General features: G+C 67.6%; 23 protein-coding genes. 15 read left to right on the forward strand and 8 right to left on the reverse strand.

What is annotated here, in order from left to right; all coding sequences use genetic code 11:
• Window positions 1–16: 16 nt before the first annotated feature.
• The 4 genes from AC1VXD_RS04865 to AC1VXD_RS04880 all read right to left on the reverse strand — a co-directional run bounded on the left by AC1VXD_RS04865 (window position 17) and on the right by AC1VXD_RS04880 (window position 4908).
• Window positions 17–3076, reverse strand: coding sequence for a TonB-dependent receptor (locus tag AC1VXD_RS04865; RefSeq protein ID WP_482991099.1), 3060 nt, complete (start codon window positions 3074–3076; stop codon window positions 17–19).
• Window positions 3077–3150: 74 nt separating this feature from the next.
• Window positions 3151–4188, reverse strand: a complete 1038-nt coding sequence (locus AC1VXD_RS04870) for a LacI family DNA-binding transcriptional regulator (protein WP_079222482.1) — start codon at window positions 4186–4188, stop codon at window positions 3151–3153.
• Between the two features lie 148 nt (window positions 4189–4336).
• Window positions 4337–4612 (reverse strand): BolA family protein, encoded by a 276-nt coding sequence (locus tag AC1VXD_RS04875; RefSeq protein WP_482991100.1) that lies wholly within the window; start codon window positions 4610–4612, stop codon window positions 4337–4339.
• On the reverse strand, window positions 4609–4908 hold the full coding sequence (locus tag AC1VXD_RS04880; RefSeq protein WP_482991101.1) for a YciI family protein: 300 nt from the start codon (window positions 4906–4908) through the stop codon (window positions 4609–4611). Before AC1VXD_RS04880 ends, AC1VXD_RS04875 begins: the two co-directional genes overlap by 4 nt.
• A 372-nt stretch (window positions 4909–5280) precedes the next feature.
• Here AC1VXD_RS04880 and AC1VXD_RS04885 point away from each other — a divergent pair, with 372 nt between their 5' ends.
• Genes AC1VXD_RS04885 through AC1VXD_RS04900 form a run of 4 tightly spaced genes read left to right on the forward strand, consistent with a single transcriptional unit; the run spans window position 5281 to window position 9500 of the window.
• Window positions 5281–6186, forward strand: coding sequence for a segregation and condensation protein A (locus AC1VXD_RS04885; RefSeq protein ID WP_482991102.1), 906 nt, complete (start codon window positions 5281–5283; stop codon window positions 6184–6186).
• A 13-nt stretch (window positions 6187–6199) separates the two neighbouring features.
• Window positions 6200–7081, forward strand: coding sequence for an SMC-Scp complex subunit ScpB (scpB, locus tag AC1VXD_RS04890; protein WP_482991103.1), 882 nt, complete (start codon window positions 6200–6202; stop codon window positions 7079–7081).
• Complete coding sequence (locus tag AC1VXD_RS04895) at window positions 7074–8750, forward strand: pseudouridine synthase (protein WP_482991104.1); 1677 nt, start codon at window positions 7074–7076, stop codon at window positions 8748–8750. The genes scpB and AC1VXD_RS04895 overlap by 8 nt, the downstream gene beginning before the upstream one ends.
• 36 nt (window positions 8751–8786) lie before the next feature.
• A complete protein-coding gene (locus AC1VXD_RS04900; RefSeq protein ID WP_482991105.1) occupies window positions 8787–9500 on the forward strand; it encodes a hypothetical protein in 714 nt (237 codons plus the stop codon).
• A gap of 489 nt (window positions 9501–9989) precedes the next feature.
• On the opposite strand, the gene AC1VXD_RS04905 is transcribed toward AC1VXD_RS04900, so the two are convergent.
• From AC1VXD_RS04905 to AC1VXD_RS04920, 4 genes are all read right to left on the reverse strand, one after another.
• Window positions 9990–10424, reverse strand: coding sequence for a hypothetical protein (locus AC1VXD_RS04905; protein WP_482991106.1), 435 nt, complete (start codon window positions 10422–10424; stop codon window positions 9990–9992).
• A 118-nt stretch (window positions 10425–10542) separates the two neighbouring features.
• Window positions 10543–11349 (reverse strand): amidohydrolase, encoded by an 807-nt coding sequence (locus tag AC1VXD_RS04910; protein WP_482991107.1) that lies wholly within the window; start codon window positions 11347–11349, stop codon window positions 10543–10545.
• Window positions 11350–11413: 64 nt separating this feature from the next.
• The gene (locus tag AC1VXD_RS04915; RefSeq protein WP_482991108.1) at window positions 11414–12031 is read right to left on the reverse strand and encodes a DUF4304 domain-containing protein; all 618 of its coding nucleotides are present in this window, start codon (window positions 12029–12031) and stop codon (window positions 11414–11416) included.
• Window positions 12031–13179: a pyridoxal phosphate-dependent aminotransferase gene (locus AC1VXD_RS04920; protein WP_482991109.1), complete on the reverse strand. Its 1149-nt coding sequence runs from the start codon at window positions 13177–13179 to the stop codon at window positions 12031–12033. The genes AC1VXD_RS04915 and AC1VXD_RS04920 overlap by 1 nt, the downstream gene beginning before the upstream one ends.
• A gap of 212 nt (window positions 13180–13391) precedes the next feature.
• Here AC1VXD_RS04920 and ccmA point away from each other — a divergent pair, with 212 nt between their 5' ends.
• From ccmA to AC1VXD_RS04975, 11 genes are all read left to right on the forward strand, one after another.
• Complete coding sequence (gene ccmA, locus AC1VXD_RS04925; protein WP_482991139.1) at window positions 13392–14039, forward strand: heme ABC exporter ATP-binding protein CcmA; 648 nt, start codon at window positions 13392–13394, stop codon at window positions 14037–14039.
• Window positions 14036–14731, forward strand: a complete 696-nt coding sequence (ccmB, locus tag AC1VXD_RS04930) for a heme exporter protein CcmB (RefSeq protein WP_108769350.1) — start codon at window positions 14036–14038, stop codon at window positions 14729–14731. Before ccmA ends, ccmB begins: the two co-directional genes overlap by 4 nt.
• Before the next feature lie 43 nt (window positions 14732–14774).
• The gene (gene ccmC, locus AC1VXD_RS04935) at window positions 14775–15527 is read left to right on the forward strand and encodes a heme ABC transporter permease CcmC (protein WP_482991110.1); all 753 of its coding nucleotides are present in this window, start codon (window positions 14775–14777) and stop codon (window positions 15525–15527) included.
• Window positions 15524–15712 carry a heme exporter protein CcmD gene (gene ccmD / locus AC1VXD_RS04940; protein ID WP_482991111.1) on the forward strand — a complete coding sequence of 63 codons (189 nt, stop codon included), beginning with the start codon at window positions 15524–15526 and terminating at the stop codon, window positions 15710–15712. Before ccmC ends, ccmD begins: the two co-directional genes overlap by 4 nt.
• Window positions 15709–16170: a cytochrome c maturation protein CcmE gene (gene ccmE, locus AC1VXD_RS04945; RefSeq protein WP_108769353.1), complete on the forward strand. Its 462-nt coding sequence runs from the start codon at window positions 15709–15711 to the stop codon at window positions 16168–16170. The genes ccmD and ccmE overlap by 4 nt, the downstream gene beginning before the upstream one ends.
• A 12-nt stretch (window positions 16171–16182) precedes the next feature.
• Window positions 16183–18102 carry a heme lyase CcmF/NrfE family subunit gene (locus AC1VXD_RS04950; RefSeq protein ID WP_482991140.1) on the forward strand — a complete coding sequence of 640 codons (1920 nt, stop codon included), beginning with the start codon at window positions 16183–16185 and terminating at the stop codon, window positions 18100–18102.
• A gap of 8 nt (window positions 18103–18110) precedes the next feature.
• Entirely contained in the window at window positions 18111–18728 is a 618-nt protein-coding gene (locus AC1VXD_RS04955; protein WP_079222496.1) for a DsbE family thiol:disulfide interchange protein, read from the forward strand.
• 4 nt (window positions 18729–18732) lie between these two features.
• Window positions 18733–19182, forward strand: coding sequence for a cytochrome c-type biogenesis protein (locus AC1VXD_RS04960; RefSeq protein ID WP_482991141.1), 450 nt, complete (start codon window positions 18733–18735; stop codon window positions 19180–19182).
• Window positions 19176–20168 (forward strand): tetratricopeptide repeat protein, encoded by a 993-nt coding sequence (locus AC1VXD_RS04965; protein ID WP_482991142.1) that lies wholly within the window; start codon window positions 19176–19178, stop codon window positions 20166–20168. The genes AC1VXD_RS04960 and AC1VXD_RS04965 overlap by 7 nt, the downstream gene beginning before the upstream one ends.
• Before the next feature lie 149 nt (window positions 20169–20317).
• On the forward strand, window positions 20318–21430 hold the full coding sequence (metX, locus tag AC1VXD_RS04970) for a homoserine O-acetyltransferase MetX (protein ID WP_482991112.1): 1113 nt from the start codon (window positions 20318–20320) through the stop codon (window positions 21428–21430).
• A complete protein-coding gene (locus AC1VXD_RS04975; protein ID WP_482991113.1) occupies window positions 21431–21775 on the forward strand; it encodes a DUF1294 domain-containing protein in 345 nt (114 codons plus the stop codon). It begins immediately after the preceding gene.
• Window positions 21776–21782: the final 7 nt, after the last annotated feature.

Below are 21782 nucleotides of genomic sequence, written 5' to 3' on the forward strand. Positions count from 1 at the left end.
AGCACTACGTCCTTGCTTAGAAGCGGAAGCCCACTTCGGCCTTGACCTGGCGCGGAGTACCGATGATGTCGCCGGTCTCGTTGTAGCTGGCCTGCAGCTTGCCGTTGGTCTTGACGTAGTTGTAGGTGGAGAAGTTGTCGAAGTTGAACACGTTGATGATGTCGATTCGAGCATACATCTCGGTGTCGCCCGGCATCTTGAACGTCTTCGTCGCCTGCAGGTCGACCGAACGGTAGCCGAAGATCTTGCCACCCAGCAGGAACTTGCCGTTGGCGTTCGGCACGGCGGCCTGCGGGGTGGGCAGGTCGTAGCCACTGGCCTGCGGGATCGGGTACCAGTCGTTGACGGCGGTCGGGGTGGCCAGGGTGATCTTGCCACCGAAGGTGATGCCCCAGAAGCCAGCGTACGAACCGGTCACCACCAGGCGGTGGCGCGGTGCACCGTTGGAACGGATGGTCGGGTAATCCTCGATCAGGCCGCGGTCGAAGGCGTACTTCTCGTTGATATCGCGGTTGTGGCGCGCGGTCGTCCAGGTGTAGGCGATCGAGGTGCCCCAGCCGCTTTCCTTGGTGAACGGCTTCTGCGCCGACAGCAGGACCTGGGTCGCACGGGTCTTGATGCCCTGCTGGCCGATGATCAGGCTGCCGAAGCCCGGCACGTTGCAGCTCCAGGCCTGGCTCAGGCCCGGCTCGGTGCCACCGCACAGGCGCGGGTCATCGAAGAACTGGCCGGTCGGGTAACGGTTGCCCAGGGTGAAGGCGAAGCCGTCGTAGCTCAGGGTGCGGGCGATGGTGGCGTCGGTCAGCCAGTCACCGATCTGGTTGCTCATGCCCAGGCTGAACTGATCCGAGTACGGAGCCTTCAGCTTGTTGTTGAGCAGGTCGATTTCCAGGCCGGCATTGCTGGTCGAACCGACCAGAGCCTGCAGGTTCTCGATGCCGTTGAGCAGGTTCGGGTTCCAGTCATAGCAGGCGGCCTGGCCGTTGATGCAGGCGCCGGTGGCCGGGTTGCGGAAGTAGATGGTCGGCTGCGGCAGTGCCAGCTTGGTGGTTTCCAGCTGCAGGTTGTCGAACAGGTCGCGGTCGTACGAACGGCCGGCACCACCGTGGATCACATGCTGCTCGTCGGCATTGATGTCATACGAGAAGCCCAGGCGCGGCTGCCAGGCATCCTTGAACGCCTTGCGGTTGTGGCCGTTGCTGATGTAGTTGCTGATGTCCAGGCCGCCCAGGGCCAGCGAATCGGCGTAGGTCTGGCCAGCGGGGGCGCGCGGATCCTGCGAGTAGATCGCATCGACCACGGCCTGCGGGGTCACGAAGTCCAGGTAGGACGGGGTGACTTCGTAGTCCCAGCGCAGGCCCAGGTTGACCTGCAGGTGGTCGTTGACCTGCCAGTCGTCCTGGATGAACACGCCGTACTGCTTGGACTTCGAACGCACTTCACCGGACACGCCGTCCACGCCGGTCACCGGCTTGACGAACTGGGCCTTGTACGGGATGCCATCCGGGAAGTCCGGATCGCCCAGGCTGTAGGTGAAGGTCGGGTTGATCTGTGCCGCATCCGAGGCGTACAGGTCGATCGCCTTGTACTTCACGCCCATCTTGATGGTGTGGTCGCCGGCCCACTGGATGCCGTCCAGGGTCAGGTTGTCTTCGATCGACCAGCCCTTCTGGCCCTTCACCTGCGAATCCAGCGCCGAGGCGCCACCGATCTTGACGATGGTGCGGTCTTCGGTGCCGTCCGGTGCGGTGTAGGTGATGCCGTTGGCCAGAGTCAGCGGGGTCGGGTTGTTGAACGAGTCTTCGTGTGTGACCATCATTTCGTTGTAGAAACGCTCGCCGCTATGGTTCCAGCGCAGGGCGTAACGACGGTCAGTGTTGACCACTTCACGGCCGGCTTCCGGCGAGGTCTGGCCACTGAACTGCGACTGGGTTTCGTCGCGGTCTTGGAAGGTCAGCTCGATGCGGTCGTTGTCGGTCGGCTCGAAGTCGACCTTACCGAAGATCAGGTCCTGCTGGAACGGCTGGCTGGCCGGACCGAGGCCCGCGGCACCGGCGGCCGGCAGCAGGGCGGCGGCGCTGGTGACGGCCCCGTCCGGCGCGATGGTGACCGGCAGGTCGAAGCGCTTGGCTTCGTAGGTCACGAAGAAGTGCGCCTTGTCCTGGATGATCGGGCCGCCCAGGGCGAAGCCGTATTCCTTCTCGGCCGAGACCATCTTGTCCTTGCCGCCCTGGCGCTCGGCCGGGGTCTTGGCGCGCATGTCCTCGTCGGTGTAGCGGTAGAACGCCTCACCCTTGAATTCATTGGTGCCGGACTTGGTCGCAGCGGTCACTGCGGCGCTCGACACCTGGCCGTACTCGGCCTTGTAGTTGCCGCTGATGACCTTGTATTCGCCGATCGCCAGCTGCGGGAACGGGTTGCCGGCGCTGCCGGACTGGCCGGCCACGCCGCCGCCCTTGACGTAGCTCTTCTGGCCCACGCCGTCGATGTAGACGTTGGTGCCGTCGGAGTTGGTGGCACCGCCGCGCAGCGAGGTATTGCCCTTGGCATCACGGGTGAAGATCAGGCCCGGCACCGCATCGGCGAACTCCAGGAAGTTGCGCGACACCTGCGGGGTGGTCTGGATCTGCTGCAGGCTGACGGTCTTGCCGACTTCGGAGGTGCGCACTTCCTGCAGCAGGGTCGGTGCGACGACGTTGACGGTGTCCAGGTTGGTCGCGGCGCTGCCACCGGACGTACCGCCGGCGGCGGCCTCGCTGAAGTTCAGCGTGGAGGTCGAGGCAACGGTGACGGTGACCTTCTGGCTCTGGCCGTTGGCGACCACGTCATAGGTGCCCGGATCCAGGCCCATCAGCGAATAGGTGCCATCGGCACGCACGGTGCCGCGACGGACGGTGCCGGTGGCAACGTTGGTCGCGGTGACTTCCGAGCCGGCCTGGGCCCCGGCCACCTGGCCGCGCAGGCTGGCGTTGGCCGACTGCGCCATGACGTTCGGGGCGGCAGCCAGCATCAGGCAGCTGACCAGTGCGGTGCTCAGCAGCCGGCGGGCCGGCATGCGGATCGTGGAATGCATCATCAACTCAATCTCCGGGTGGCGGTATCCGCGGATGCGGTACCTGCGATCAATCAAAAGAAGGAACGCCTCTGGCTTCAATGGCCCGATGGCGGAGTAGTGGAATCGCGAACGATGAGGCGGGGAACAAGCGTCTGCTTGTCACCTGCCCCTTCGGGGGTGTTGCCGTCCATCAACTGCATCAGACGCGTCATCGCCCTATCGCCCAACTCGGCGATACTGACCTGCATGGTGGTCAACGATGGGTGTACAAACCGCGCCAGTGGAATGTCATCGAAACCCGCCAGGGCGACATCGGTGGGCACATGGATGCCTGCCTGCGCGAAGGCATACAGGCAACCCAGGGCCATCATGTCGTTGGCGGCGAACACGGCATCAGGCAGCGCGCCGGCTGCCAGCATCTCCTGACCGGCGCGATGGCCGGAAGCTTCGTCGAAATCACCGGGCAACTCGATGCCTTCGGCGCCGTTGCCAAAAGCCGCCAGCGCGTCACGGAAGCCACGCAGGCGCTCGCGCGCGTCGAAGTTGAGGTCCGGGCCAGAAATGAACGCGATGCGGCGGTGGCCGGCATCGAGCAGGTGGCGGGTCATGGCCATCGCACCGGCGTGATCGTCGATGCTCAGGACCGGGTGATCCTGCCCCGGCAGATAGGTATTGATCAGGACCGTGGGCAGCGACTGCGGCAGGTTGTCGGTGAGGAAGCCGGGACTCTCGGCATAGGGCGAGAGCACCAGCAGGCCATCGACGCGGCCGCGCATGGCACGCAGGGCGGCGCCCTGCTGTACCTGGTCGCCGTGGTAGCTGGACACCAGCAGGTGCTGGCGACGGTTGCGGGCAACGTTGTCGATGCCGCGCATCAGCTCGGAGAAGAATTCGCCGTACAGATCAGGCAGCACCACGCCTACCGTATTGGTACGGCGGCTGCTCAGGCTGCGTGCGGCGGCGTGCGGGGTGTAACGCAGCCTCGCGGCGACCTCCAGCACAAGCTGGCGGACCGGTTCGGCGACATTCTCATGCCCGTTCAGCGCGCGGGAAACCGTAGCCACGGAGACCCGGGCTTCTCGTGCGACGTCTTTGATTGTTATGGCTGCCTTGTTCACGAAGCCGCCCTCCACGGCTTGGACCTACCAGCTTGGCGCGGAATGTAAGCGTTTCCATCTCCGCTTGTAAACACTCCGTTAGACGAATGTCCCTGGATGGACACAGAAATCTGACGTGGACAGGTCTGTTCCTGGACCTGGCAGGACTTTGCAGGACAGGCCATCAGCCCTGCTCGGACAGGGTGTATGCGCGTATGGACAGCGCATGGATATCGGTCTCCATCAGCCCGCCCAGCGCGGCATACACGGCGCGATGGCGCGCCAACGGGCCCATGCCGGCGAACTGCTCGCTGACCACCAGCACGTTGAAATGGCCGCGTCCATCGCGTGCGCCGGCATGGCCGGCATGGCGATGACTGTCGTCTTCGATCTCCAGCGTGCTCGGCGCCAGCGCCTGCTGCAACGCAACACGTATTAGATCGATGCGCTGCGCGCTCATGGCAGCACCTTGCGGAAGGGCCGGACCTCGACGCGGGTGTAGACGCCCGCGGCCACATACGGGTCGGCATCGGCCCACTCGCGGGCCTGCGCCAGCGAATCGAACGCGGCAATCACCACCGAACCACTGAAACCGGCCGGACCCGGATCGTCGCTGTCGATCGCCGGGCAGGGCCCGGCCAGCAGCAGGCGTCCCTCGTCGCGCAGCGCGTGCAGCCGCGCCAGGTGCTCGGGCCGGGCCTGCAGCCGCTGCGCCAGCACATCCTGGCCGTCGTAACCTTCAATCACATAGAACACGGGCATTCCTCGTTCATGTTGCGGTGCGTCGATTCTAGCCAATGGGCCGCTGATACCGGCCCGGCTGGACACTGGCCAGGCAAAGCCGTACCCTACGCACCATTGCACGTGGCGTGATGCAGCAGCCCGTCGGTTTTTGCGGCCAACGCAGCCCCCGACGACCGTACCGCTGCTTCGAACCGGGCCAACCGGCCGGGCCACGTAGACGACCTCCCCGTAGTTCCGTCGCCGCCGTTTTCCTGCGGCGCGTCCTGCTGTTTGATATGTGTGGAATCGCGCCGATCCCGGCGTGTCTGGTGCCTGCGGCGCCGTGGCGAAGGCCCGGCAGAACCGGCACCGCGACTGGTCCGTTGCAATCCTATTGTCCATTAGATGACTTCCGAACTCGCGCTCGACGCGAACCCGCCAACCCGGCCGCCCGCCCCCCAGCAGCAGGAAATGCCGCTGGCCGTGGTGCATGGGCAACCGGTCCTGCAGATTCCGCAGGACCTGTACATCCCGCCGGATGCGCTGGAAGTCATCCTGGATGCCTTTGAAGGCCCGCTGGACCTGCTGCTGTACCTGATCCGCCGGCAGAACCTGGACGTGCTGGACATTCCCGTGGCCGAGATCACCCGGCAGTACGTGGAATACATCACCGTGATGCGCGAGCTGCGTTTCGAGCTGGCCGCCGAGTACCTGGTGATGGCCGCCATCCTGGCCGAGGTGAAGTCGCGCATGCTGCTGCCGCGCCCGGTCAGCGACGACGGTGACGAGGCCGACCCGCGTGCCGAGCTGGTGCGCCGGCTGCAGGAGTACGAACGTTTCAAGCAGGCCGCCGAGGATATCGACGCCCTGCCCCGCCAGGACCGCGACACCACGGTGGCGCACGCGTTCATGCCCGAGCGGGCGACGGTGAAGCTGCCGCCGCCGGTGGACCTGAAGGAAATGCTGCTGGCCCTGCACGACGTGCTCAAGCGCGCCGAGCTGTTCAGCGGCCATGCGATCAAGCGCGAGGCCCTGAGCGTGCGGCAGCGCATGGGTGAGGTGCTCGGCCGGCTTGAAGACGGGAAGTTCTACCGCTTTGAAGGACTGTTCACCGCCGAAGAGGGCAAGCTGGGCGTGCTGGTCACGTTCCTGGCGGTGCTGGAACTGGCCAAGGAACAGCTGCTGGACCTGGTCCAGGAAGAGCCGCTGGCGCCGATTTACGTGAAGTCCCTGGCCGCCGGCAACACCAACGCCCCGCTGCAGTTCAGCAGCGAGTTCGACGACAACGACGCCGCCAATGAGAACGAGTGAGCGCTGACTGCCGATGGACCAGACGCTGATCAACCGCATTGTCGAGGGTGCCCTGCTGGCCTCCAGCCAGCCGCTCACCCTGGCCCAGCTGAAAGACCTGTTCCCGGAAGAGGAACCGGCACCGCCGGGCAGCATCGAACGTGCGCTGGAGCGCCTGCGCGAAGGCTGCGAAGGGCGCGGCGTGGAACTGGTCGAGGTCGCCTCCGGCTTCCGCTACCAGGTGACCGGCGAGGTGCACGGCTGGATCAGCCGGCTGTGGACCGAACGCAAGACCCGTTACACCCGTGCCACCCTGGAAACCCTGGCACTGATTGCCTACCGGCAGCCGATCACCCGCGGCGAGATCGAGCAGGTGCGCGGCGTGGCGGTCAGCAGCAACATCATCCAGGCACTGGAAGAACGCGAATGGATCCGCGTGGTCGGCCACCGCGACGTGCCCGGCAAGCCGGCGCTGTTCGGTACCACCAAGGGCTTCCTGGACTATTTCGGCCTGAAGCGCCTGGACGAACTGCCGCCGTTGTCGGAACTGAAGGACCTGGGCGAGCTGGAACCGCAGCTGGCGCTGGACCGTGATGGTCCCGCCGTTGCCGGCGCCGCCGGCCCGGACATCAGCGCCGACCCCGATGCGGTCGCCAAGGATGACGCCGGCCTGCAGGGCGGTGATGGCAACACCGAGAAATCCGCCGACGCGGCAGCTGCTGCGCCGGCCACCGATGAGCAAGCACCTTCGCCCCTCGATGATGGGCACCCCGATTCCGCGCCGGGCGAGCGCGCGGTGCCAGTGAACGAACGCGAAGACAACGCCGTCGCGACGACGACCGTGGCTGTTGACCAAGCCGATTCCGAACCAGAGGCCGACCTCCAAACCGTCGGCCGGAGCAAAACTGATGAGTGACACCCCCCGTAGCAAGCTCTCGCTGAAGCGCGAAGCCACCTCCGAACAGTTCAAGCTGGAAGAGCGCCTGCACAAGGTGCTGGCCCAGGCCGGCCTCGGCTCGCGCCGCGCGCTGGAACAGCGCATCGCCGAAGGCCTGGTCAAGGTCAACGGCGAAGTCGCGCAGACCGGCATGTCGGTCAAGAGCGGCGACAAGATCGAGCTGGATGGCCGCGGCTTCGTCGCCACCGCCCTGGCCGAGCCGTCGCGCGTGCTGGTCTACAACAAGCCGGAAGGCGAAGTGACCACCCGCGAAGATCCCGAAGGCCGCCCGACCGTGTTTGAATCCCTGCCGCCGCTGAAGGGCGCGCGCTGGATCGCCATCGGCCGCCTGGACATCAACACCACCGGCCTGCTGCTGGCCACCACCGACGGTGAACTGGCCAACGCCATGATGCACCCGTCGTTCGAGGTCGAGCGCGAGTACGTGGTGCGCGTGCGCGCCCCGGAAGGCGAAGAGAAGGTCTCCGACGCCATCGTCGACCGCCTCGCCCGTGGCGTGGCGCTGGAAGACGGCCCGGCCAAGTTCGACGAGATCGAACGCATCGGCGGCACCGATTCGCACGACTGGTTCCGCGTCGTGGTGAAGGAAGGCCGCAACCGCGAAGTGCGCCGCCTGTGGGAATCGCAGGGCTGCCAGGTCAGCCGCCTGAAGCGCACCCGCTACGGCAAGGTCAGCCTGCCGCGCGAACTGGTGCGTGGCCATTCGGTCGAGCTGCCCACTGCCCAGGTCGAAGCCCTGCGCGCGCAGCTGAAGCTGGAAGAAGGCGCGCCGTCGGCACTGACCTTGCAGCCGGTGATCGGCCAGCGTCGCGCCGCCAAGACCACCGTGCGCGTGCGCGAAGGCGGTCGTGGCAATGCCTACGTCAACGGCCACAGCACCGCCGATGAAGGTCGCGAACTGCGTCGCTTCGACAACGTGCGCGAAGACCGCGGCCGTGGTCGCGGCGGCAAGGGTGGCGGCTTCAAGGGCGGCCTGACCGTCAGCGGTGAAGCAGCCGCCAAGCAGTCGCAGAAGCCGTTCAAGCAGCGCGCGCCGAAGAACGACCGTTCGCTGCCGGAAGGCAACCCGGCCGCGTTCCGTACCTGGTACGTGCCGGACGGTGTCAGCACCGGTCCGAGCGGCCACCGCAACGCCGGTCCGGGCGCACGTGGCCCGGGTGCCCGTGGTCCGGGCGCAGGCGCGGGCGGCCAGGGACGTCCGTACGGCAAGCCGAAGGGTCCGGGCGCCGGTGCAGGTGGCGGCCAGGGTCGTGGCGGCTTCGGCGGCGAAGGCCGTGGTGGCGCCGGTGGCGGCCAGGGTCGTCCGGCCGGTGCGGGTAACCGCTCGCAGGGCCAGGGCAACAAGCACCCGTACGGCCATCCGGGCAACGCCCCGAGCTTCCCGTCCGACCACGCCAACCCGGGCTTCAGCCCGTACGGCAGCGCGCGTCCGGCCGGCAACGGTCGTCCGGGCGGCAACGCCAATGCACGTCCGGGCGGCAATCGCGGTCCGGGCGGCAACCGTGGCCCGGGTGGTCCCGGTGGCAACCGTGGTCCCGGCGGCCCGGGTGGCAACCGTGGCCCGGGTGGCCCCGGCGGCAACCGCGGCCCGGGCGGCCCGCGTCGCAGCGGCCCGCGCGGCGGCTGATCCAATCCAACCAGGACGGAATGATCGATGACACGGATGTTGTCCCAGGGCGCCCGCCTCGGCGCCCTGCTGGCCCTGATGCTGGTGGTGGGCGGCTGCGAACGCGCCGCCGACCGCCTGAAGCAGGAGCTGGCCGCCACGCAGAACCCGTGGCCGAAATCTTCCCCGCTGCATGCACCGACTGACCGCCTGGTACGCCGGCTGATCATCGACCCGCGTTACATGGAACGCATCAAGCAGGCAGGCAGCAAGGAAAAAGCCCTTCAGGCCGGCGCCCAACTGAGCCTCGACGGCGTCGCGCGATTGCCGTCGCAGCGTCTGCAGCAACGCGCCAAGGTCATGGCCAGCGTCCTGCACGCCATGCCGGTGCAGGACTGCGCGCAGATCTCACGTGCGGTCACCCCTGCCGATGTGGCGCGACTGAGCACGGTGTTCTTCGCCCAGCTGGAAAAGCTGCCGCCCGCGGACATCGATGCCTGGTTCGAAATGAGCTACGAAGCCAGCCTGGCCGAGCTGGAACAACGCCCGCCAAGCAAGGTCAGTGAAGCGCAGATCCAGGCAGCGTCGGAAGCCTTCATGGACAGCCTGCCCGACGATGCGGTACGTGCCCGCGCCATGGCCGTCCTGCCACGCATGGAAACCGTCGCACCGGCTGACGCCTGCTGGGCATCACGCACCATGTTCGACGCGGTGGCGACCCTGCCCAAGCCGCACCGCAGCACGCTGGCCTGGTTGCTCGCCCAGCACTGAGCCGTCCCTGACGGTACGGCACGCGGAGAGTCCTGGCCCCGACCGGGGTGTGCGGTGTGCAGGGCAGTTAGGAATTGTTTGAAAGCGTGCAATTCGTGCCAGAAGTCGACGCAATTGGCGCGCTCGCTCCGTAACGTGACGTCTCGTTCCCAGATGAGGCAGTGCACATGGCCTGGCATACAAGCCGTTCTTTCCTGACGATCGTCGACCCCAGCAACAGCTGGTGGACCACCTTGTACGACCCCGGCGACACGGTACCGGTCTCGGGCATCTACAGCTGCCAGGGCTGCAGAAGTGAAATCAGCTGTACCCAAGGCCAAGCGTTCCCACCCCGGTCGCACCACCCGCATCTGCCGGACGAAGGAACGGTGCGCTGGAGACTCAACGTGCGCACCAACGCACAGGTCACCTGATACAAAAAAGGGGACGGAGGGGATTAAGTCGTTTGTGCCTTAAACGACTTAATCCCCTCCGTCCCCTTTTTCGTGGTCAGCGGCGGCTGATGGTGAAGGCGGTGCCGTCCACGCCCAGGTCCCAGCCCTTGCCGGTGCCGGACAGGGCCAGCGAGACGTCGCCCTTGGTCATCACCTGCGCGTTGCTGGATTTCACCGCGCCGGCGTGCGCGCCCACCGAGGCATAGATGCCCAGCAGTTCGTTGATGCCCACCGCGCCGGTGAAGCTGCCGCGGCCGTTGGTGATCTTCGACTTGCCCACGGTCAGGCCGCCGCCCTTGAGCTGGATGCGCACCGGCAGGGTCGCGCCGTTGCTGCACTGGAGGGTGCCGTTGCCCGAGGCGGTCTTGTAGATCAGCGACCAGCCGGACAGGTTGTAGCGCAGCTGGCAGTCGAGGTTGCCACCGGCATGCGCGGCCGGGGCCAGGGAGGCTGCGGCCAGCGCCAGCAGCAGGACAAGGGGCTTGTTCATCGGCAGGACTTCCACTTCAGGTCGGACTGGCCGCGAATCTAGCAGCGCGCGCGTGCACGGTGGATGCAGGCGCGCGAGGCGGTGTGGCAAGCGTTCAGCCGCCACACCGGGCCCGATCTCAGGCGCGTTCGTCCAGGTGGAACGCATCGGCATCGAGCATCGCCGGGAAGCGCGCGCGGTGCGCGGCCAGGGCCTCGGCCGAGATGGTGGTGGTGACCACCTGCTCGCGTTCGCGGATCTCCACCTGCGGCTGGCCAAGGAAGTCGATCACCGCGCTGTCGCCAGCGTAGTGCAGCTGGTTGCCGTCCACACCGATGCGGTTGACCGCCGCCACGAAGCACAGGTTCTCGATCGCCCGTGCACGCAGCAGGGTCTTCCACGCGTAGGCACGCGCCGACGGCCAGTTGGCCACGAAGATCTGCAGGTCGAAATCCATCTGCCCTGCCCGCTCCACGTTGTAGCGGTTGCGGCAGAACACCGGAAAACGCAGGTCGTAGCAGACCTGTGGATTGATCCGCCAGCCCTTCCATTCCACGCTCAGGCGGTCGCGGCCAGCGGCGTAACGCTCGTGCTCGCCGCCGTAACGGAACAGGTGGCGCTTGTCGTAGTACTGCAGCGCGCCGTCCGGCGTGGCGAACAGCAGGCGGTTGTAGACGCCGTCGCCATCACGCAGCTGCACGCTGCCGATCACCGCCGCGTCCAGCGCCTTCGCCTGTTCGCGCACCCAGGCGACGGTCGGGCCGTCCATGCCTTCGGCCTGGGCGATGGCCTCGTTGGAGAAGCCACTGGTGAAGGTCTCCGGCAGGATCACCAGGTCGGTGCTGCCGGCCAGCGGCGCCAACAGTGCGCCGTAGTACTCACGGTTGCCCGCCGGGTCATGCCAGCGGGTGTCGCCCTGGACGAGGGAAATGCGCAGGTCATTCATGGTCATGGATTCGCAGAGTATGAAGAAGCAGTGGGTGGCGATGACGCGATCAAGCGCGTCGATCTCACCCTTCGTTTTCGATGAACCGGCGCAACTGCGCCCTGAGCGATCTCGCAGCTGGAGCCACCCGTTCCAAGCCCAGGCGAGCCAGCGTCAATGCCTGCTCCTTGCGCTGCAGATTGGCCGCTACACGCGCAAAGGTGAGCAAGTCGATCGCCCGAGCCTGCTCGAAATCCGCCTTGTTCAACATGGCCAGATAGTCGTCCGGGAAGTTCTGGTGAGCCGCGAAGAAGTGGCTGCCGGCGCTTTCCCAGGCTGAACCAAGCGCCTTCGCTGAGGAGAAACTCTCCTGTTCGGAAGCCCCATAGGCCCAGCCACCTCCCGCAATCGCGCCATCACCGGCAAGCCGCTCCCGGAACACACAGCCGGATTCGTCAATGGTCGTCGGCGAGAATTCGCCACCGCCGTGCTGAGGCAGGAACGAAAGATGCGCGCCCATCTCCAGGTAGCACCACTCCCCACTGGATCCGGGCTGGCACTCGACGACATGAATCAACGGAGTGCGAATCCTGCGGAAGGTCCGCCCTTGGCGAACGAACCCCTCCTGCAGCAGACGCGGAAAGAACTCCGACTCAAGAAGCTCGAAGAATCTCTCCCTGCCCGCCCCCGGACCGGCTGCCATTACAGCAGGCGCAGGCGTTCGATCGCCGCGTCCATCGTCGCTTCGTTCTTGGCGAAGCACAGGCGCACCAGGCGCTGGCCGACCGGCGCGGCTTCATAGAACGGCGACAGCGGGATGGCGGTGACGCCCTTCTCGATGGTCAGCCACTTCACGAATTCGTGGTCGGGCAGATCGCTGATGGCCGAGTAGTCGACCAGCTGGAAGTAGCCGCCCGGTACGGGCAGCGGCTTCAGGCGGGTGCCGGCCAGCTGCTCGCGGAAACGGTCGCGCTTGGCTTGGTAGAACGCGCCCAGCTCCAGGTGGTGCTCGGGCTCGTCGCGGATCATCGCGGCGAAGCCATACTGCGCCGGACCGAAGCTGGTGAAGGTGTTGTACTGGTGCACCTTGCGGAATTCAGCGGTCAGCAGCGGCGGCGCCACCGCGTAGCCGATCTTCCAGCCGGTGCAGTGGTAGGTCTTGCCGAAGCTGGAGATGACGAAGGTGCGCTCGCGTAGTTCCGGGTAGCGCAGCGCCGATTCGTGGCGGCGGCCGTCGTAGATGATGTGTTCGTACACCTCATCGGAAATCAGGTAGATCTGCGTGCCACGCAGCAGGTCGGCCAGCGCCTGCATGTCGGCCTCGTCCAGCATCGCACCGGACGGGTTGTGCGGGGTGTTGACCATCAGCATGCGGGTGCGCGGGGTGATCGCCGCACGCACGCGGTCCCAGTCGACGGCGAACGTCTGCGGGTCCAGCGGCACGTGCACGGCGATGGCGCCGGCCAGCTCTATGGCCGGTTCATAGCAGTCGTAGGCCGGGTCCAGCACGATCACTTCCTCGCCGGCACGCACCACGGCGTGGATGGCGTTGAAGATCGCCTCGGTGGCGCCGCTGGTGACGGTGATCTCCGTGTCCGGATCGATCGTCGCGCCGTACAGGTCCAGCGACTTCTGCGCGATGGCCTGGCGCAGCGGGGCCACGCCGGTCATTGGCGGGTACTGGTTGAGGCCGGCGCCCATCGCCTTGGTGGTTTCGTCGATCAGGCGCTGCGGCGCGGAGAAATCCGGGAAACCCTGGCCCAGGTTGACCGCGCCGTGTTCGGCAGCGAGCTGGGACATCACGGTGAAGATCGTGGTACCGACCTTGGGCAGCTTGGTGGTGGGTTGCATCGGCCTGGGGGAATGGGGAGACAAGGACTGAAAGTGTACGAAATCCACGCCCTGCCCGTGGACTCAACCGGTAGCGCCGGGTCATACCCGGCGGCTCTTTGCATATTCCTTGCGGCCGCCGGGCATGGCCCGGCGCTACCAGGGCAGGTTTCATCGCTACAATTGCCGCCGCACTCCGGCACGAAGACCCCTGCCCCTTGAACACCCCAGCATTGCTGGCCGCCAGCGGCCTGAGCTTCTCCCGCAATGACGAACCCGTGTTCGGCCCGCTGGACTTCCACGTGGACGCCGGCGAGGCCCTGCTGGTGCAGGGCGGCAATGGTGCCGGCAAGACCACCCTGCTGCGCGTACTGGCCGGCCTGGCCCGCCCCGGCGCCGGCCAGGTGCGCATCGACGGCAAGCAGGCCAGCAACACCGAACGCGCCCGCTATGTCGCCTACCTCAGCCACCTGCCGGCGCTGAAGCCGGACCTGGACACGCTGGAGAACCTGCACTTCCTCTGCGGCCTGCACGGCCGCCGGGCCAAGCAGATGCCCGGCAGCGCGCTGGCCATCGTCGGCCTGGCCGGTTATGAGGACACCCTGGTGCGGCACCTGTCGGCCGGGCAGAAAAGGCGCCTGGCGCTGGCCCGCATCTGGCTGTCGCCGGCACCGCTGTGGCTGCTCGACGAACCCTACGCCAACCTCGATCTGGATGGCATCAACCTGGTCAACCGGATGATTTCGGCGCATCTGCGCGGCGGCGGTGCCGCCCTGGTCACCACCCACGGCGCCTATGCCGCACCGCCGGTGCGCACGCGCCTGCTCGAGCTGCGCGCGCCCGGGCAAGCGGCCGCAACGGTGCCGGGAGGTGCCGCATGATCGCCCCCGGTACCGAACCGGGCCTGTGGCAGACCGCCCGCGCCCTGTTCTCGCGCGATCTGCGTCTGCTCTGGCGCCGCCGTGGCGATGCACTGCAGCCGGTGCTGTTCGCCCTGCTGGTGGTGGTGCTGTTCGCGCTGGCGCAGGGCCGCGATCCGCAGCCGCTGGCGGCCACCGCTGGCGCCGTGCTGTGGCTGGCGGTGCTGCTGGCCGGGCAGCTGGCGCTGGATTCGCTGTTCCGTTCCGATGCCGAGGATGGATCGCTGGAACAATGGCTGCTGGCCCCGGTGCCACTGGCCTGGCTGGTGCTGGTGCGCGTGCTGCTGCACTGGGCTACCACCGCGCTGCCGCTGATCGTGGTCAGCCCGCTGCTGGCGGAAATGCTGCATCTGCCACATGACCAACTGCCGATGTTGCTGGCATCGTTGCTGCTGGGAACACCGGTACTGAGCCTGATCGGTGGCGTGGTCGCCGCGCTGACCGTGGGCATCCGGCGCTCTGGTATTCTCGTGGCGTTGCTGTCGTTGCCGCTGTACGTACCGGTGCTGGTGTTCGGTGCGGGCAGTCTGGCGGCGGCCAGCCGCGGGCAGGATCCGGTCGGTGCGCTGCTGATGCTGGGCGCAGGGCTGGTGGTCGCCCTGCTGCTGGCACCGCTGGCGACCGCTGCGGCCATCCGTATTTCCCTGAGTTGAACGGGCAGAGAGCCAATCCACCCTTGCTGGATAGCCGTCACGCATGAATCCGATCGTCCGCTGGTTCCATCAACTCGGTTCGCCGCCTACCTTCGATCGTTTCGCTGCCCGCTGGTCGCGTGTGTTCTACATCGCTGCGCTGCCGGTGCTGCTGGTCGGCCTGTGGCAGGCACTGCTGGTGGTGCCACCGGAAGCGCGCCAGCTGGACAGCTTCCGCATCCTCTACATCCACGTGCCAAGCGCCTGGATGAGCCTGTTCGTGTTCGCGCTGATGGCCCTGTACGCCGCCATCGCGCTGATCTGGCGCATCAAGATCTGCGAGATCCTGGCCATGGCCTGCGCCCCGATGGGCGCCGGCTTCACCCTCATCACCCTGCTCACCGGCAGCATCTGGGGCAAGGGCACCTGGGGCACCTGGTGGGACTGGGACCCGCGCATGACCAGCGAACTGGTCCTGCTGTTCCTGTACCTGGGCGTCATCGGCCTGTACCACGCCATCGAGGACCGCCGCAGCGCCGCGCGCGCGGCCGGCCTGCTGGCCATCGTCGGCGTCAGCCTGCTGCCGGTCATCCGCTATTCGGTGGACTGGTGGGGCGGCCTGCACCAGCGCCAGTCGATCAGCGTGTTCGGTGATTCGGCGATCAGCAGCGCGATGATCGCGCCGCTGTGGTGGATGGTGATCGGCACCAAGTTCTGGTTCGCCGGCTCGGTACTGGCCAAGGCACGCGCCGACAACCTCGACCGCGAGGCCGGCAAGGCCTGGGTCGGCGAGCGCGTGGAGGAGACCCCGCGATGACCCACCTGCCCTTCGTGATCGGCGCCTATGCGGTGTTCGTGCTGGTACTGCTGGCCGATGCCATCGGTTCGTGGCTGCGTCTGCGCGCCGCGCGCCGCCAGGCGCAGTCGCGCCAGCAGCGGCAGCAGGCACGGCAGAGCGCGCAGCAGGCCGCGCCGGCGCTGACGGCGGAGCTGGAACGATGACGCCGGTGCAGCGCCGCCGCATGGCCTGGGTGCTGCTGGCCCTGCTCGCCTCCGGCCTGGCCACCGCACTGGTGGCGATGGCGCTGGAACGCAACATCGCCTACCTCTATACGCCGTCGGAAGTGCTGCGCGGCGATGTCGATGCGCAGACCCGCTTCCGCCTCGGCGGAATGGTGGTCAAGGGCTCGTTCAACCGCCCGGTCGGCTCGCTCGATGCCCGCTTCGAGGTCACCGATGGCGATGCGCAGCTGGCCGTGCTGACCTCGCGCATCCTGCCGGACATGTTTGCCGAAGGCACCGCCGTGGTCGCCAGCGGACGCCTGCAGGACGGCGTATTCGTCGCCGATGAAGTGCTGGCCAAGCACGATGAGAAGTACGTGCCGAAGGAAGTGGCCGACAAGATGGGTGATGCCCATCGCAAGCACGACGTGCCGGTACCGGCCACCGAGGTGCGCTGAGTGTTGCCTGGAGTGCTGCCAGAGCTGGGCCAGATCCTGCTGCTGTGTGCATTGCTGGCCTCGCTGCTGCAGGCCGGCCTGCCGCTGGTGGGCGCGCAGCGTGGCAACGACGCGTGGATGGCGGTGGCCCGACCGGCCGCGCTGGCCCAGCTGCTACTGGTGGCCGGCGCGTTCGCGGTGCTGACTGCCGCCTTCGTGCGGCAGGATTTCTCGGTGCGCTACGTGGCCGAGAATTCCAATTCACTGCTGCCGATGATCTACCGCTACTCGGCGGTCTGGGGCGCGCACGAGGGCTCGCTGCTGATGTGGGCGCTGGTGCTGGCGCTGTGGACCGGTGCGGTGGCGCTGTTCTCGCGGCACCTGCCCGCGCCGGTGCAGGCGCGCGTGCTGGCGGTGATGGGCGTGGTCAGCGTCGGCTTCCTCGCCTTCCTCATCTTCACCTCCAACCCGTTCCTGCGCCTGAACCCGGCGCCGCTGGAAGGCCGCGACCTCAATCCACTGCTGCAGGACCCCGGCCTGATCATCCACCCGCCGATGCTGTACCTGGGCTACGTCGGTTTCGCGGTGCCGTTCGCCTTCGCCGTGGCCGCCCTGCTGGAAGGCCGCGTGGATGCGCGCTGGCTGCGCTGGACGCGGCCGTGGACCAACGTGGCCTGGGGCTTCCTGACCCTGGGCATCGCGCTGGGCAGCTGGTGGGCCTATTACGAGTTGGGCTGGGGCGGCTGGTGGTTCTGGGACCCGGTGGAAAATGCCAGTTTCATGCCCTGGCTGGTCGGCGCAGCGCTGATCCACTCGCAGGCCGTCACTGAAAAGCGCGGCACCTTCGGCAGCTGGACCCTGCTGCTGGCCATCGCCGCCTTCGCGCTGTCGCTGCTGGGCACCTTCCTGGTGCGCTCGGGCGTGCTGACCAGCGTGCATTCGTTCGCCGCCGATCCGTCGCGTGGCTTGTTCATCCTGGTGTTCCTGTCGCTGCTGGTCGGTGGCAGCCTGCTGCTGTACCTGCTGCGCGCCAGCGGCCTCAGCGTGGATGCCGATGACCCGCGCCGCGGCTTTACTGCCACCTCACGCGAAACCCTGCTGCTGGCCAACAACCTGCTGCTGGCCACCGCCTGCGCGATGGTGCTGCTGGGCACGCTGTATCCGCTGCTGGCCGACGCACTGTCGCTGGGCAAGATCTCGGTCGGCCCGCCCTATTTCGGCAGCCTGTTCCTGCTGCTGATGGCGCCGATGGTGCTGCTGCTGCCCTTCGGCCCGCTGGTGAAGTGGCAGCGTGACCAGCCGTCGCGCGCGTTCGCCCTGCTGGCACCATGGCTGGGCCTGGCCGTGCTGCTGGGTGGGCTGGCCTGGTGGCAGGCCCCGCAGAACGGCTGGAAGGCCGGCCTCGGCGTGGCGGCGGCGGCCTGGGTCGGACTGGGCACGGCGCGCTTCGTCTGGCAGCGCCTGCGTGGCAATGGCCGCTTCACCGGCGAAATGCTCGGCATGATCGTCGCCCATGCCGGCGTCGCCGTGTTCCTCGCCGGCGCGCTGCTGGTGGAAGCCTTGAACGTGCAGCGCGAAGTCGCACTGACACCGGGCCAGCAGGTGGCGGTCGGGCGCCATGAAGTGCGCTTTGAAGGCGTGGACCATCGCGAGGGCCCCAACTTCACCGCCGACCGCGGTCATCTGCGCGTGTTCCGCAATGGCCGCGAGCTGGCCCTGCTGCATCCGGAAAAGCGCCAGTACGCCAGCGGCAGCCAGGTGATGACCGAGGCCGGCATCGATGCACGCCTGAGCGGTGACGTCTACGTGGCATTGGGCGAGCCGCTGGGCAACAATGCATGGGCGGTACGGGTGCACATCAAGCCGTTCGTGCGCTGGATCTGGCTGGGCGCGCTGCTGATGGCCCTGGGCGGATTCATCACCGCCGCTGATCGTCGTTTCCGTCGTCCGTAGGAGTTTCCATGTCCGAGTCCCCCGCCCCGCGTCCGTCCCGCCCGCTGCCGCCGGTAGCCATCGTGATCGGCGTGCTGTTCTTCTTCGGCCTGCTCGGGCTGATGATCTACGGGGTGATGAAATCAGGCGACCCGCAGCGCGACGTGCTGCCCTCGGCGCTGATCGACAAGCCGGCACCGGCCTTCGCCCTGCCGGTGCTGCACGACCCGAGCATGACCGTGCGCAGCGAAGAACTGCGCGGTGCGCCTTACCTGTTGAACGTGTGGGGCAGCTGGTGCGCGGCCTGCCGCGAGGAACACCCGGTGCTGACCCGCTTCGCCGAGAGCAAGCGCGTGCGCGTGATCGGCTACAACTGGAAGGACGAGCCGACCGACGCGCTGCATTGGCTGGAAACGCTGGGCAACCCGTTCATGGTGGTGCTGAGCGATGTCGAAGGCCGCACCGCCATCGACTGGGGCGTGACCGCCGCGCCGGAGACCTTCCTGGTCGACGGCAGCGGCATCGTGCGCTGGAAGTACAGCGGCGCGATGACCCAGCAGGTGGTCGACGAAAAACTGATTCCGGCGCTGCAGAAGATCGAGAAGGCCCAGGGCAATGCCGATGCCGGCCTGCACGGTAATCCGTAAGCCGCTGCACTGGCTGCTGCTTGCGCTGCTGATGGCGGCGGCGCTGCCCGCGCCTGCCCAGCAGCCGCTGCACGACCCGCGTCCGCTCGCCTTCCGCGACGCAGCTGAAGAAGCCCGCTTCCACGACCTGGCCGCGCAGCTGCGCTGCGTGCAGTGCCAGAACCAGTCGCTGGCCGATTCCAACGCACAGATTGCCCAGGACCTGCGCCGCGAGGTGCTGCAGCTGATGCAGCAGGGTCTCGACGATGCGCAGATCAAGCAGTTCCTGGTGGCCCGCTACGGTGAGTTCGTGCTCTACCAGCCGCCGCTGCAGCCGGGCACCTGGCTGCTGTGGGGCGGCCCGCTGCTGCTGCTTGGCGCCGGTGGCGTGGTGGTGCTGGGCATCGTCCGCCGCCGTGGCCGCAACGTGGCGCCGGCACCGGCCGGCAACGCCGACGAAGGAGATGGCTGGTGAGCAACCTTCTGCCCGTGCTGGCCGGCCTGGTCGCCGCGCTGATGGCCGCGCTGGTGCTGTGGCCGCTGCGCCGCCAGGGCCGCCGCGGTTTCGTGACGGGTGTGCTGGCACTGGGCGTGGTCGGTGCCTGCCTGTACCTGCTGGTGGGCGACCCGCGCGCCGCACAGGTGCACCCGGCACCGTCGGTGGCCACCCTGCGTGATGGGGTGAAGGCACTGCAGCAGGCACTGCAGCGCGACCCGCAACGCGCCGATGGCTGGGCGCTGCTGGGCCGCTCGCAGGCCGAGCTCGGCGATGCCCCGGCCGCCGCCGACGCCTTCGCCCGCGCCGTTGCCCTCGCCCCGGATGATGCCGGCGTGCTGGTGGAAGCCGCGCAGGCACGCGCGCAGGCCGATGCGGGCAAGCAGTTCGATGACACCGCGATGGACTGGCTGCGGCAGGCCCGTCGCTTGGCACCCGATGCCGAGCGCGCCAGCTGGCTGCTCGGCATCGCCCTGCGCCAACGCGGCCGCAATGCCGAAGCGGCCGATGTCTGGAGCAGCCTGCTGCCGCGCCTGGAGCCCGGTGCCGCGCAGGCCCTGCAGGCACAGATCGCCATCGCCCGCGAGGCCGCCGGCCAGGCGGTGGACGCACCGGCCGCGGAGGCGCCCGCCCTGCTGCAGGTCCGCGTGCAGCTGCCCGCCTCGTTGAAGCAGGCTGATTGGCCGGCCAGCACCCAGGTGTTCGTGCTCGCACGCGCCGTCGGTGGCCCGCCGATGCCGGTGGCCGCACGCAGGCTGCCGCTGGCCGGTTTCCCGGCAACGGTCGGCCTCGGTGACGGCGACAGCCCGATGCCGACCGCACCTCTGTCGGCGCATGCCGAAGTGGAAGTGCTGGCACGCGTTTCGCGCAGTGGCAGCGCCAATCGCAGCGATGGCGACCTGCAGAGCGAAGTGGTGCGCGTGCAGCTGCCGCATGACGGCGTGGTGGAGCTCCGGTTCCCGTAGATCGCGCACCGCTGCGCTCGCCGGGCATGGCCCGTCGCTACCCGCGCACCAATCACCGGTAGCGCCGGGCCATGACCGGCGGATGCGTGCGCCGGCAATGGAAACCAGCGTGTCGCCTGCTGCACAGGCGTCCCCGCTAGAATGCCCGCATGACTGAATTCATCCCGCCCGGCACCCGATTTCATGCCCTGCCCTCGCCGTTCCCGTTCAAGCGCGGCGGCGCCCTGCATGGCGCGCGCGTGGCCTACGAGACCTGGGGCACGCTGGCCGCCGACGGCCGCAACGCGATCCTGATCGTCACCGGCCTGTCGCCGGACGCACATGCCGCCGCCAATGCCGACAACCCGGCCCCAGGCTGGTGGGAAGCGATGGTCGGCGCTGGCAAGCCGATCGACACCGACCGCTGGTTCGTGGTCTGCGTCAATTCGCTGGGCAGCTGCAAGGGTTCCACTGGCCCGGCCTCGCTGGATCCGGCCACCGGCGAGCTCTATCGCCTCGACTTCCCGGAACTGTCGGTAGAAGACGGTGCACGCGCGGCCATCGAGGTCGTGCACGCGCTGGGCATCGAGCAGCTGGCCTGCGTGGTCGGCAATTCGATGGGCGGCATGACCGCGCTGGCGGTGCTGATGCTGCAGCCGGGCATCGCCCGCAGCCACATCAACATTTCCGGCAGCGCGCAGGCCTTGCCGTTCTCCATTGCCATCCGCTCGCTGCAGCGCGAAGCCATCCGCCTCGACCCCAAGTGGGATGGCGGGCGCTATACCGAAACCGATTATCCGGAATCGGGCATGCGCATGGCACGCAAGCTGGGCGTGATCACCTACCGTTCCGCGCTGGAATGGGATGGCCGCTTCGGTCGCGTGCGACTGGATTCGGACCAGACCGATGATGACCCGTTCGGTCTGGAATTCCAGGTCGAAAGCTACCTCGAAGGCCATGCACGGCGATTCGTGCGCTTCTTCGATCCAAACTGCTACCTGTATCTGAGCCGCTCGATGGACTGGTTCGACCTGGCCGAGTATGCCGACGGCGACGTGCTGGCCGGGCTGGCGAAGATCCGCGTCGAAAGGGCGCTGGCCATCGGCGCCAACACCGACATCCTGTTCCCGGTGCAGCAGCAGCAACAGGTCGCCGACGGCCTGCGTGCCGGTGGTGCCGATGCGCAGTTCATCGGCCTGGACTCACCGCAGGGCCACGACGCCTTCCTCGTCGATTTCGATCGCTTCGGCCCGGCCGTGCGCGGTTTCCTCGACGCGCTGTAAGTGGCCTGGCGGCGCAACCTGGCACTGGCTGCGTTCGGCGCGCTTATCGCGATGACGGTCAGCGGCGTGCTGCCGCTGTGGCTGGGCGGCTGGTGCCTGCTGGCCAGTTCGCTGTCGTGCGGCCTGTACGGGCATGACAAGCGGGCGGCACAGCGCAAGCAGTGGCGCATCCCCGAACGCACGTTGCAGCTGCTGGCCTTCGCCGGTGGCTGGCCGGGCGCGCTGCTGGGTCAGGCGCTGTTCCGGCACAAACACCGCAAGGCGGAATTCCAGTGGGTGTTCTGGCTGTGCGTGGTGGCCAACGTGGCGTCGATCGCAGTGATGCTGCGCGAATTTTCGCGGTAACCACCCG

The sequence above is a fragment of the Stenotrophomonas sp. STEN054 genome (assembly GCF_056854535.1).